General features: G+C 38.7%; 13 protein-coding genes, 1 pseudogene and 1 riboswitch. Of the genes and pseudogenes, 4 read left to right on the top strand and 10 right to left on the bottom strand.

What is annotated here, in order from left to right:
- Window positions 1–14 precede the first annotated feature (14 nt).
- From rplW to ftsY, 7 genes are all read right to left on the bottom strand, one after another.
- Window positions 15–314 (bottom strand): 50S ribosomal protein L23, encoded by a 300-nt coding sequence (gene rplW / locus GG9_RS00675; protein ID WP_005632756.1) that lies wholly within the window; start codon window positions 312–314, stop codon window positions 15–17.
- Window positions 311–913, bottom strand: coding sequence for a 50S ribosomal protein L4 (gene rplD, locus GG9_RS00680; protein WP_005625901.1), 603 nt, complete (start codon window positions 911–913; stop codon window positions 311–313). The genes rplW and rplD overlap by 4 nt, the downstream gene beginning before the upstream one ends.
- Window positions 914–928: 15 nt before the next feature.
- Window positions 929–1,555: a 50S ribosomal protein L3 gene (gene rplC / locus GG9_RS00685; RefSeq protein WP_005632753.1), complete on the bottom strand. Its 627-nt coding sequence runs from the start codon at window positions 1,553–1,555 to the stop codon at window positions 929–931.
- Window positions 1,556–1,571: 16 nt separating this feature from the next.
- Complete coding sequence (gene rpsJ, locus GG9_RS00690; RefSeq protein WP_001181005.1) at window positions 1,572–1,883, bottom strand: 30S ribosomal protein S10; 312 nt, start codon at window positions 1,881–1,883, stop codon at window positions 1,572–1,574.
- A 319-nt stretch (window positions 1,884–2,202) separates the two neighbouring features.
- Complete coding sequence (gene ftsX / locus GG9_RS00695) at window positions 2,203–3,135, bottom strand: permease-like cell division protein FtsX (RefSeq protein ID WP_005632751.1); 933 nt, start codon at window positions 3,133–3,135, stop codon at window positions 2,203–2,205.
- Between the two features lie 9 nt (window positions 3,136–3,144).
- The gene (ftsE, locus tag GG9_RS00700; RefSeq protein WP_005632750.1) at window positions 3,145–3,801 is read right to left on the bottom strand and encodes a cell division ATP-binding protein FtsE; all 657 of its coding nucleotides are present in this window, start codon (window positions 3,799–3,801) and stop codon (window positions 3,145–3,147) included.
- Between the two features lie 18 nt (window positions 3,802–3,819).
- Entirely contained in the window at window positions 3,820–5,037 is a 1,218-nt protein-coding gene (ftsY, locus tag GG9_RS00705; protein ID WP_005632749.1) for a signal recognition particle-docking protein FtsY, read from the bottom strand.
- Window positions 5,038–5,133: 96 nt separating this feature from the next.
- On the opposite strand from ftsY, the gene rsmD reads away from it, so the two are divergent.
- Complete coding sequence (gene rsmD, locus GG9_RS00710) at window positions 5,134–5,715, top strand: 16S rRNA (guanine(966)-N(2))-methyltransferase RsmD (protein WP_005632748.1); 582 nt, start codon at window positions 5,134–5,136, stop codon at window positions 5,713–5,715.
- A 10-nt stretch (window positions 5,716–5,725) separates the two neighbouring features.
- Window positions 5,726–6,208, top strand: coding sequence for a tRNA (uridine(34)/cytosine(34)/5-carboxymethylaminomethyluridine(34)-2'-O)-methyltransferase TrmL (gene trmL / locus GG9_RS00715; protein ID WP_005632747.1), 483 nt, complete (start codon window positions 5,726–5,728; stop codon window positions 6,206–6,208).
- A gap of 48 nt (window positions 6,209–6,256) precedes the next feature.
- On the opposite strand, the gene GG9_RS0108995 is transcribed toward trmL, so the two are convergent.
- Window positions 6,257–6,997: a glycosyltransferase family 25 protein gene (locus GG9_RS0108995; protein WP_237702631.1), complete on the bottom strand. Its 741-nt coding sequence runs from the start codon at window positions 6,995–6,997 to the stop codon at window positions 6,257–6,259.
- Between the two features lie 160 nt (window positions 6,998–7,157).
- Window positions 7,158–7,805: a 3,4-dihydroxy-2-butanone-4-phosphate synthase gene (gene ribB, locus GG9_RS00720; RefSeq protein ID WP_005632745.1), complete on the bottom strand. Its 648-nt coding sequence runs from the start codon at window positions 7,803–7,805 to the stop codon at window positions 7,158–7,160.
- Window positions 7,806–7,893: 88 nt separating this feature from the next.
- A riboswitch (FMN riboswitch) is annotated at window positions 7,894–8,071 on the bottom strand.
- On the opposite strand from ribB, the pseudogene nadR reads away from it, so the two are divergent.
- A pseudogene (gene nadR / locus GG9_RS00725) lies at window positions 8,048–9,289 on the top strand (multifunctional transcriptional regulator/nicotinamide-nucleotide adenylyltransferase/ribosylnicotinamide kinase NadR); the annotation flags it as partial. It overlaps the preceding riboswitch by 24 nt.
- Window positions 9,286–9,966, top strand: coding sequence for a metallophosphoesterase family protein (locus tag GG9_RS00730; protein WP_005632743.1), 681 nt, complete (start codon window positions 9,286–9,288; stop codon window positions 9,964–9,966). The pseudogene nadR and the gene GG9_RS00730, both read left to right, overlap by 4 nt.
- A 61-nt stretch (window positions 9,967–10,027) precedes the next feature.
- Here GG9_RS00730 and GG9_RS00735 read toward each other — a convergent pair whose 3' ends face one another.
- On the bottom strand, window positions 10,028–11,698 hold the full coding sequence (locus GG9_RS00735) for a fructose-specific PTS transporter subunit EIIC (protein WP_005632742.1): 1,671 nt from the start codon (window positions 11,696–11,698) through the stop codon (window positions 10,028–10,030).

The following is an 11,698-nucleotide window of genomic DNA, read 5'->3' as shown; positions in this document are numbered from 1 at the left end:
CTAATTTCCTCCGATTACTCTGCACTGTCCACGAAGTCCAAGTTTTGGCCTTCGGCTAAAGTTACATAAGCTTTTTTCCAGTCGCTGCGACGACCCATTTTGTTACCACGGCGTTTAGTTTTACCTTTAACAACCACAGTACGAACTGAGTCAACTTTTACTTCAAATAATTGAGCAACAGCAGCAGCAATTTCAGCTTTGTTCGCATCTAAAGCAACTTTAAGTACAACAGTGTTAGATTTTTCAGCATTGTTCGTTGCTTTTTCAGAGATGTGCGGTGCACGTAGCACGCTTAGCAAACGTTCTTGACTCATGCTAGGATCTCCTCAATTTGTTTCACAGCATCAACAGTAACAATCACTTTATCGAAAGCGATTAAGCTAACTGGATCGATACCTTGAACATCACGTACATCAACTTTGTATAAGTTACGCGCTGCTAAGAATAGATTTTCATCTAAGCTTGCTGTGATAATTAATGCATCTTCAACTGCTAAATCTTTTAATTTTTGTACTAAAACTTTAGTTTTTGGTGCATCTAATTCGAATTTTTCAACAACCACTAAACGGTCTTGACGAACTAATTCAGAAAGAATGCTCTTGATAGCACCACGGTACATTTTCTTGTTCACTTTTTGGCTGTGATCTTGTGGTTTAGCCGCGAAGGTTATACCACCAGAACGCCAGATTGGTGATTTGATATCACCAGCACGAGCACGACCTGTACCTTTTTGACGCCAAGGTTTTTTACCTGAACCAGACACTTCAGCACGAGTTTTTTGCGCACGAGTACCTTGACGAGCACCTGCTGCATAAGCAACAACAACTTGGTGAATCAAAGCTTCGTTAAACTCACGTCCGAAGGTAGTTTCAGAAACAGTTAGTGCGTTTGCACCTACAACTTGTAATTCCATCTCTATCTCCTAGACTTATGCTTTAACTGCTGGCTTAACGATAACATCGCCATTGATAGCACCAGGTACAGAACCTTTTACTAATAGCAATTTACGCTCAGCATCTACACGAACAACTTCAAGTGATTGAACGGTTACACGCTCAGCACCTAAATGTCCTGCCATTTTTTTACCTTTAAACACACGACCTGGAGTTTGGTTTTGACCAATAGAACCAAGTACACGATGTGATAAAGAGTTACCGTGTGTAGCATCTTGAGTACGGAAGTTCCAACGTTTAACACCACCTTGGAAACCTTTACCTTTAGAAGTACCAGTAACATCTACTTTTTTAACATCTGCAAAGATGTCAACATTGATTTCTTGACCTAAAGTGAATTCTTCACCTTCAGTACGAAATTCCCATAAACCGCGACCAGCTTCAACACCTGCTTTCACGAAATGACCTGCTTCAGGTTTAGTTACACGATTCGCTTTTTTAGAACCAGTAGTAACTTGAACTGCAGTATAGCCATCGTTTTCAAGAGTTTTAACTTGAGTTACGCGGTTGGCTTCGATTTCGATAACGGTAACTGGTACAGAAACACCGTCTTCATTGAAGATACGGGTCATACCAACTTTACGACCGACTAAACCAATCATTGTAATAACCTCTTAATTAACCTAGGCTGATCTGCACGTCCACGCCGGCAGCCAAATCTAAACGCATTAATGCATCAACAGTTTTTTCTGTTGGCTCTACGATATCTACTAAACGTTTGTGTGTACGAATTTCGTATTGATCACGCGCATCTTTGTTCACGTGTGGAGAAATCAACACGGTAAAACGCTCTTTACGAGTTGGTAAAGGAATTGGACCACGAACTTGTGCACCAGTACGTTTAGCTGTTTCTACGATCTCCGCAGTAGATTGATCGATCAAACGGTGATCGAAAGCTTTTAAGCGGATACGGATTCTTTGGTTCTGCATTAGACCAGAGCTCCAATAAAATTTAGCTAATAAAAAACTAACACCAATCACAATTCTAACTTCAAAATAGAAAAGGAGGTGCAAGTTACCTGTTATATAGTCTCCAAATCGGAAACATTGTTAGTATTACATATCGTAATACTCGTTTAATAAATGATTACATTAAACGGCTCTCACATTGAAAGCCCGTGAATGCTACACAAAAGTTAAACAAATTGCAAGGAATTTATTCAAAACAAATAAAAAATGCGGTTATTTTTCTCCATAATTTCTCTTTCAAAAAATATATTGAAAAATAACCGCACTTTAACATCTTCAATTAATAACGATTATCTAACACCGATAAATGCCGTTTTGCAGAAATCCACGCCCCAACATAGCCCATAATTAAACAGCACACTAATAGGAATATAAATTCGCCAACACCTAATCCATTCAAACTGAATTGGACGGCAAAAATATCCGTTACATATTTCACTGCAGAAGTAAAATAGCTGATAATAAAACTACTAAAAATTGCAGCGGCTAATCCACCTAATACAGCATAAATCATCCCTGTATAAAGGTAAGGACGGAGAATAAATTGATCTGTTGCACCAAGCAATTTCATCACATCAATACTTGATCGGCTACTATACACATCAGAGCGGATACTGTTACCAATAACCAGAAATACCGCTATCGCCATTAATACAGTACAGAAAATTGCCACATGAGCAATTAACCAAGAAAGTGCGGTTAATTTTTCCATCCAATCATTATCCAAGCGAACTTCTTGTACCCCTTTGATTTTATTTAAATTGGTACGTAATTCATCACGTTTTTCTGACACATTAAATTCGCTCGTCGGTTTTACCATCACGACCGCAGGCAATGGATTATCATCTAAAATTTCCAATTCTTCGCCAAAGCCAGACCAGCTTTTAAATTCCTTTAAACTTTCTTGACGAGAAACATAATTAAGGGATTCCACCCCTTCTTGCTGACGAATTTTCTCTACCACTAAATTCGCATCTTCTTCACTTAAATTTTTGTGAAGATAAATCGTCAATTCACTTTCAGGATAAAATTGAGTGGTCGCTAAATGTAAATTTTTCCACATTAAATAGCTCACGGTTGGGATTGTCAGAGACACAGCAATAACCAAAATCGTGAGCAGCGTGCCAAATTTACGTTGCCATAAATCTACCCATACTGCACGCAAAGTATAGGCTGTTTGAACAAAAACAGATGCATCCGTTGATCGGCTCATGATTATTCCTTAATAACGTAAATAACCTTGTTCAAGCACAAGACAAGGTTTTGGTTTTTGTTGAATTAAATTAATGTCGTGAGTAGCAATTAACACTGTCATTCCGAGACGATTAAATTCTTCAAACAAATTAAAAATGCCTAAAGAAAGTTCATCGTCTAAATTACCCGTTGGTTCATCTGCTAATAAAAGTTGAGGTTTATGCACAATCGCACGCGCAATATCAACACGTTGCTGCTCCCCGCCAGAAATTTGTGGTGGCAAATAGTGCGCTTTATTACGCAATCCTACTCGATCTAAAGATGCCATTGCTCGAGTATTCGCATCTTTTGGATGCATACCTGCAATAATCAACGGCAATGCCACATTTTCCACCACAGTACGATCTGTTAATAAACGATAATCTTGGTGAACCATACCGATTTGGCGACGCAGAAATGGAATTTCATATTTTGACAAACGAGTAATATCGTGCCCGTTAAACCAAATTTGACCAGCATTGGCTTTTTCCATCCCCATAATAAGCTTGAGTAATGTACTCTTCCCTGCACCTGAATGTCCAACCAAATAAGTCATACTTCCCACAGGAAGATGAAAATTCAAGCCTTGTAACGCTGGCTGCGTTGCACCATGATAGGCTTTAGAAACATTTGAGAACTTAATCACAATTTTTCCTTATTCTTTTTATTCTTCTTCATGAACGAATAATGCCTCAATAAATTCTTTGGCATTAAACTCACGTAAATCTTCAATTTTCTCGCCCACGCCAATATAACGAATAGGCAACTTAAACTGATCGGCTATGGCAAAAATCACGCCGCCTTTTGCCGTGCCGTCTAATTTTGTGAGTGAAATTCCTGTTAAACCGACAGCCTCATTAAATAACTTCGCTTGGCTAATAGCATTTTGTCCTGTTCCAGCATCCAGCGTAAGCATAATTTCATGTGGTGCAGTTTCGTCATATTTTTTCATAACACGAACAATTTTTTTCAGTTCGTCCATTAAGTTATTTTTATTTTGCAAACGACCCGCCGTATCCGCAATAAGAATATCAATATTGCGTGCAGCCGCTGATTGCATCGCATCAAAAATTACCGATGCAGAATCAGAGCCAGTGCTTTGCGCAACAACTGGAATATGATTACGTTCTCCCCAAACTTGAAGCTGCTCAACAGCCGCCGCACGGAAAGTATCGCCCGCCGCAAGCATCACTGATTTTCCTTCAGACTGAAATTTACGTGCAAGCTTACCAATTGTCGTTGTTTTACCCACGCCATTTACGCCCACCATTAAAATCACATAAGGTTTTTTCGTGCTATCAATCTCTAACGGTTGTGCTACTGGCTCAAGAATATCTGCCATTTCTACTTTTAATTGTTGATATAAAAGCTCGGCATCTTGTAATTCTTTGCGACTTGCATGTTCAGTCAAATTTTTGATGATTTTACTTGTTGTCGGCACGCCAATATCCGCAATCAAAAGTTGTTCTTCTAATTCTTCAAACAACTCATCATCAATTTTCTTTCCTAAGAAAAAACTACGAAAACCCGCGCCAATATTTTGTTTAGTTTTCAGTAATCCCTTAACTAAACGACTAAAAAAGCTCCCTTCACTTGGCTTTTCGCGAGTTTCAATTTCAACAACGGGCTGAAGATCATCTTCTAAATTTTTCGCTTCGATGATTTCTTCGACTGGCTCAAGTGCAACTGGCTCAAGTGCGGTTGAAATTTCCTGTATTTTTTCTTCTTCGACTAAATCATTAGCGTCAAATTTTTCAACAGATGGCTCAACATCTTTAATCTTTTCTTCTTCAATTTTCGGCTCAATTTTAGGTTCATCTTGCTTTTTATTACGCCCAAATAACGATGCCCAAAATCCGCCTTTTTTATTTTCTTCAGCCATAAAATGCTCTCTTAACTGTAATCCGATAAAAATGTCGTTCATTCTAGCAAAAAATCGTCTAAACTAAGCACAATTTTCAATAAAAATCGAATCTTTATGAAAAAAATACAAACGCCAAATGCAAAGGGCGAGGTTCGCATTATTGCTGGACTGTGGCGAGGGCGAAAACTTCCCGTATTAAGTTCAGAAGGCTTACGCCCAACTGGCGATAGAGTGAAAGAAACGCTTTTTAATTGGTTAATGCCTTATATCCACCAATCTGAATGTTTAGATGGCTTTGCGGGGAGCGGCTCATTAGGTTTTGAGGCACTTTCTCGTCAAGCGAAAAAAGTGACTTTTTTAGAACTAGATAAAACCGTCGCCAATCAATTAAAAAAGAATTTACAAACGCTCAAATGCTCATCAGAACAGGCTGAAGTGATTAATCAAAGTAGTTTGGATTTTCTAAAACAGCCACAAAATCAACCGCACTTTGATGTGGTGTTTTTAGATCCACCCTTTCATTTTAATTTAGCAGAACAAGCAATTAACTTGCTTTGCGAAAATAATTGGCTAAAACCCAATGCGTTAATTTACGTAGAAACAGAGAAAGATAAACCACTCATCACACCAGAAAACTGGATGTTATTGAAAGAAAAAACGACAGGAATGGTGAGTTATCGTTTATATCAGAATTAGAGAGAAAATTATGTTAGATATTGTTTTATATGAACCAGAAATCCCACAAAATACCGGTAACATTATCCGCCTTTGTGCCAATACAGGATTTCGCTTGCACTTAATTGAACCACTTGGTTTCACTTGGGATGATAAACGCTTACGCCGCTCAGGTTTGGATTATCACGAATTTGCGGAAATCAAACGCCACAAGACTTTTGAAGCCTTTTTAGAAAGCGAGAAACCCAAACGTCTCTTGGCACTCACAACAAAAGGCAGTCCAGCACATAGCCAAGTAAAATTTGAACTTGGGGATTATTTAATGTTTGGCCCAGAAACTCGTGGCATTCCGATGTTAATTTTAAATGAAATGCCGATGGAACAAAAAATCCGCATTCCAATGACAGCCAATAGCCGCAGTATGAACTTGTCTAATTCGGTTGCAGTAACGGTTTATGAAGCGTGGCGACAATTAGGCTACGAAGGTGCAGTAAATTTACCAGAAGTAAAATAAACAAAAAAGTGCGGTTAAAATTTAATAAGATTTTTAACCGCACTTTTATTATTTAAATGGAACTTGTTTTCCAAATATTTTTATTTTTACTCGTCCAAATTCATTTTTTATTTTTTCTAAAATAGAAAACTTGCGTTGATTTCCGTGTACTCTATCTCGTCCTTCTTGTAAACTGCTTTCAAAAGGATTATCTGAATGTAACACAAAATCTTGAACGCAAATACCAGGAGAAAGTTGTACTATTTTATAATCTTTAAAATGTAAAAAATCCTCGAAAACAAGAGAATCAACCGCCACGTCAAGTGGTTTATTTTTTACTAATTCAAGTAAATATTTAGCCCCTTTCGCTGTAACAGTATATCCCGCACATCCTGATTGTTTCACTGTGATAGGATAAATATTTCTATCGCATTTTACAGATTGTGGCTGTTTAAAGAACATTTTGCCATTTGCTTCTAATTTTAAGACATGAATATCATCAGAAATATAATCAATTTCTAATAATTCTTTAGCATTTTCTCCCAGATGAATATCATCTTCAAAGATATTGATATAGTTTAAATTATTTTCTAATGCTAAATCCCATAAAACAATATGGCTTAATGCGCAACCAATTTCTCCATCCGATAACTTGGCTTTAGGAGAACGATCTAATGTAATATTGAATTTTTTAGCAGTTTCTTCAATAATTTCGGGCGTAATAGCATCAAAAAATGCGAAAGGAATATTTTGCTTACCGAATTCCTCTGTAATATGTTTTCGGCGTTTTTGTTCAGTCGTTAAACTAATAACATAATTGTGCTGTGCTGTGCTGTGCTGTGCTGTGCTGTGCTGTGCTGTGCTGTGCTGTGCTGTGCATAAAAGTAACCCAAATAAATAAAAAAGTGGAACAGTATAATATAAAAAGCGCGGTAAAAAATCATAGAAATTTTCACCGCACTTTTGTATTTTAAATATTATGTGCTAAACGATATTCGACTAAATCTTCAATAGTAAGCACCGAATAACCAAATTTTTTCGCAAATTCTACAATTTCAGGGGCGCGAGCCATTGTGCCATCGTCGTTAGTAATTTCACAAATAACACCTGCTTCTTTAAATCCAGCTAGACGTGCTAAATCAATGGACGCTTCAGTGTGTCCGCGGCGAGTAAGTACGCCACCATTTGCGGCACGAAGTGGGAAGACATGGCCAGGACGATGTAAATCTGTTGGAACTGCATTATCAGCAATCGCCGTTTGAATGGTTGTGACTCGGTCTGCAGCAGATACGCCTGTAGAAACACCTTTCGCAGCTTCAATCGTTACGGTAAAAGCCGTTTTGTTTACGCTATTATTGTGTTCTACCATTGGCGGTAAATCGAGTTGTTGGCAACGTTCATCAGTAATGCATAAACAAACAATGCCACTGCCATAACGAATTAATTTTGCCATTTGTTCTGGCGTGATTGTTTCTGCTGGGAAAATTAAATCACCTTCATTTTCACGATCTTCATCATCTAAAACTAATACGCCATTTCCATTTTTGAAGGCATTAATTGCATTAAGTACGCGTTCTTCAGCGGTATTGCCGAATGGAGATAAAATTGACTGATTCATAGTAATTTCCTAATTTGAGATTTCAATTAAATACCAGAATCAGGGCTGAGAAATGCAAATAAAATGAACGATTTGGGAACCCAACTCGTTTTATTCTCTTTCATCCAGACTTTACTGTCGGCTTTGGAATTTCACCAAATCTGCTGACTTTAAAAGTGAAGTTCAGGACAATTTAGCAAGAAAAATTTGCCAAAAATTGACCGCACTTTTAAACGCTCGTGGGCTTTACCACCGGTAGGGAATTTCGCCCTGCCCTGAGAATGCACACTAAGTATAACGCAAAATACCTAGGCACTAAATCAGAACGTGAAAAATATTTTCATTTAGCCTACAATAAACACACTCAATTCTTACGCTATCAAGAGCGGATTATGTCAAAAGCAAAAGAGAAAAAAGTCGGTGTCATTTTCGGGAAATTTTATCCCGTACACACAGGCCATATAAATATGATTTATGAGGCGTTCAGTAAAGTCGATGAACTGCACGTTATCGTGTGTAGTGATACGGAACGTGATTTGAAATTGTTTTACGATAGTAAAATGAAACATATGCCGACCGTGCAAGATCGTTTGCGTTGGATGCAGCAAATTTTCAAATATCAAAAAAATCAAATTTTTATTCATCATTTGGTTGAAGACGGTATTCCGAGTTATCCAAATGGCTGGCAATCTTGGAGTGAAGCAGTTAAAACGCTATTTAATGAAAAGCATTTTGAACCTTCAATCGTATTTAGTAGCGAGCCTCAAGATAAAGTGCCTTACGAGAAATACTTAGGTTTAGAAGTTTCGTTAGTCGATCCTGACCGCACTTTCTTTAATGTGTCCGCAACTAAAATTCGTACGACTCCATTCCAATATTGGAAATTTATTCCGAAAGAAGTTCGCCCTTTCTTTGCTAAAACTGTGGCGATTTTAGGCGGAGAAAGCAGTGGTAAAAGCGTGCTGGTTAATAAGTTAGCTGCCGTATTTAATACCACTTCTGCATGGGAATACGGACGTGAATTTGTATTTGAAAAGCTCGGTGGTAATGAGCAGGCTATGCAATATTCTGACTATCCGCAAATGGCTCTTGGTCATCAACGATACATTGATTACGCTGTACGCCATGCACATAAAATTGCATTTATTGATACGGATTTCATCACCACGCAAGCGTTCTGCATTCAATATGAAGGAAAAGCCCATCCATTTTTAGACTCGATGATTAAAGAATATCCCTTCGATGTCACCATTTTGCTGAAAAACAATACTGAATGGGTGGATGATGGCTTGCGTAGCTTAGGCTCACAAAAACAACGCCAACAATTTCAACAACTACTCAAAAAACTGTTAGATAAATATAAAGTCCCTTACATAGAGATTGAATCGCCAAGTTATCTTGACCGTTATAACCAAGTTAAAGCAGTCATTGAGAAAGTGTTAAATGAAGAAGAAATCAGTGAATTACAAAATAGTCCATTTGTTATAAAAGGAAAACATCAATGATCTTATTTGCCGGTGATCCACACGGAAGCTACGATCATATTTACCCTTTTGTGAGAGAACAGGAAAATGTCGCACTCATAATTTTAGGCGATTTACAGCTCACCACAACAAATGAGTTGGATAAACTCGCACAACATTGTGATATTTGGTTTATTCATGGAAATCATGATAGCAAAACAATTAGTGCTTTTGATGCGATTTGGGGTTCTGAATGGCAATCACGGAATTTACACAATCGCGTAGTTGATATTCAAGGTACTCGCATTGCGGGATTAGGCGGTGTATTCCGCGGGCAAATCTGGATGCCGCCAAATCGCCCCATGTTTTTTGATCCTATTCATTATTGCCAATATAGCCCACAGGAGAAAATCTGGCGAGGCGGCGTGCCTTTGCGTCATCGCACGTCAATTTTTCCATCCGATATTGAAATCTTAGAAAACCAACAAGCAGATGTGTTGATTTGCCACGAAGCACCTAAACCACATCCGATGGGTTTCCAAGTAATCAATGATTTGGCAATGAAGATGAGGGTTAAGCAAGTATTCCACGGACATCATCACGAAAACTTTACTTATCGAACAAAGTATCCCTACAAAATCACGAATGTAGGTTTCCGCAGTCTTGCTGACGCTGAAGGAAATTATTTGCTACAAACGATCGACGATCGTGAAAAATAAATCTATCCCAAAATAAAAGCCGACTCATTTGAATCGGCTTTTTTACATTCAAAGTGCGGTATTATTCCGCATTGTTTTTCGATTTAATAATGGCGTAAACCACACCTGTTGATAAAGCACCAATCGCAATTGCACCAAGATATTTCAATGGCTCAGATACAAATGGAATGACAAATAATCCGCCGTGTGGAGCTTGTAATGTAATATTTAATCCCATTGAAATCGCACCAGCCACCGCACCACCAATCACAGAGCTAATAATGACACGAATTGGATCTGCGGCCACAAATGGTAATGCACCTTCAGAAATAAAGCATAAACCAAGGACAAATGATGCTTTCCCCGCATCGCGTTGGCTAACGGTAAATTTATTGCGAGCAATCCAAGTGGCAACTGCCATACCAATTGGTGGAACCATACCCGCGGCCATTGCCGCAGCCATTGGCGTATAAACTTGGGAAGCAATCAATCCAACAGAAAAGGTGTATGCGGCTTTATTTACCGGCCCGCCCATATCGATACACATCATTGCGCCGATAATTGCACCTAACACAATCGCATTCACTTCGCCCATTGAAGTAAGCCAATTACTTAGCTCTTTCATAATTTCAGCCACTGGTGGATTGATGAGGTAAATCATCGTCAAGCCAACAATCATCGAACCCAAGAGCGGTAAAATTAAAATCGGTTTTAATGAAGTTAGGCTTGCTGGCAATCGAATAATCACATTCAGCCCTTTCACCACATAGCCCGCTAAGAAACCCGCAATAATACCGCCAAGAATCCCTGCGCCCGCTTCACTTGCCAGCATCCCAGCAATCAAACCAACTGCAAGCCCTGGACGATCAGCGATAGAAAATGCAACGTAACCGGCAAACACAGCAATCATTAACTTGAACGCCACGCCACTACCGATATTCATCAACATATTTGGAAGATCTTGCAAAATCCCAGTATTTTCAATCACATTAAAACTGAACATAAAGGAAATCGCGATCAACAATCCCCCTGCAACCACTAACGGTAACATATGAGAAACACCAGTCATTAAGTGTTTGTACACACCTTTTTTCTCACGGCTTTCTTCTTTTGATCCTACATTATTTCCACCATCAAAAATTTTGGCTTCTTTAAATGCTTTATCAAATTCTTGCTCAGTTTTCTTCAAGGCTAATCCTGTTGAAGTGCGGTACATTGGTTTACCTTTAAATTTATCTAAAGGCACATCAATATCTGCTGCAACAAATACCAAATCAGCCGCCGCGACCTCTTCTGCAGTAATTTCATTGCCAGCCCCAACTTGACCTCGGGTTTCAACTTTTACATTCCAACCTTGCTTTTTCGCATAGGCTTCAATCGCTTCGGCTGACATAAACGTATGCGCAACGCCAGTTGGACAAGCCGTTACCGCAACAATATTTTTTACACCAGAAACACCTGTAAAACTCACCGCACTTTTCGGTGCAACATAATCTGCCCCATTCGCTAAGGCATTTGCCAGCGTGACTTCAGGAGAAATCATGGCGATAGCTTCTCCGATAATAAAGACTTTTTTACCGACTAAAGCTGGGTTATTTGGTAATACAGAACCAAATACGAGAACAAGATCTGCTTCGGCTGGTGTTTCTACAATAGAGACATTCGCTTTTTGCGCAGCTGCTCGAAAAACTTCATGTAATAAATAGGCTTTCGCATTGCCTACATTAGCTGATTGGGTTAAAAATAACTTCAT

The organism is Haemophilus haemolyticus M19501, assembly GCF_000222025.1.
Classification (GTDB): domain Bacteria; phylum Pseudomonadota; class Gammaproteobacteria; order Enterobacterales; family Pasteurellaceae; genus Haemophilus; species Haemophilus haemolyticus_G.
The sequence above is the reverse complement of the archived record's forward strand: the minus strand, read 5'-3'. Positions and strand labels throughout refer to the sequence as shown.

Bases quoted from the DNA above. Each gene is read 5' to 3' on its own strand.
- rplW (WP_005632756.1), bottom strand. From the start codon at position 314: ATGAGTCAAGAACGTTTGCTAAGCGTGCTACGTGCACCGCACATCTCT.
- rplD (WP_005625901.1), bottom strand. From the start codon at position 913: ATGGAATTACAAGTTGTAGGTGCAAACGCACTAACTGTTTCTGAAACT.
- rplC (WP_005632753.1), bottom strand. From the start codon at position 1,555: ATGATTGGTTTAGTCGGTCGTAAAGTTGGTATGACCCGTATCTTCAAT.
- rpsJ (WP_001181005.1), bottom strand. From the start codon at position 1,883: ATGCAGAACCAAAGAATCCGTATCCGCTTAAAAGCTTTCGATCACCGT.
- ftsX (WP_005632751.1), bottom strand. From the start codon at position 3,135: ATGAGCCGATCAACGGATGCATCTGTTTTTGTTCAAACAGCCTATACT.
- ftsY (WP_005632749.1), bottom strand. From the start codon at position 5,037: ATGGCTGAAGAAAATAAAAAAGGCGGATTTTGGGCATCGTTATTTGGG.
- rsmD (WP_005632748.1), top strand. From the start codon at position 5,134: ATGAAAAAAATACAAACGCCAAATGCAAAGGGCGAGGTTCGCATTATT.
- trmL (WP_005632747.1), top strand. From the start codon at position 5,726: ATGTTAGATATTGTTTTATATGAACCAGAAATCCCACAAAATACCGGT.
- ribB (WP_005632745.1), bottom strand. From the start codon at position 7,805: ATGAATCAGTCAATTTTATCTCCATTCGGCAATACCGCTGAAGAACGC.
- GG9_RS00730 (WP_005632743.1), top strand. From the start codon at position 9,286: ATGATCTTATTTGCCGGTGATCCACACGGAAGCTACGATCATATTTAC.
- GG9_RS00735 (WP_005632742.1), bottom strand. From the start codon at position 11,698: ATGAAGTTATTTTTAACCCAATCAGCTAATGTAGGCAATGCGAAAGCC.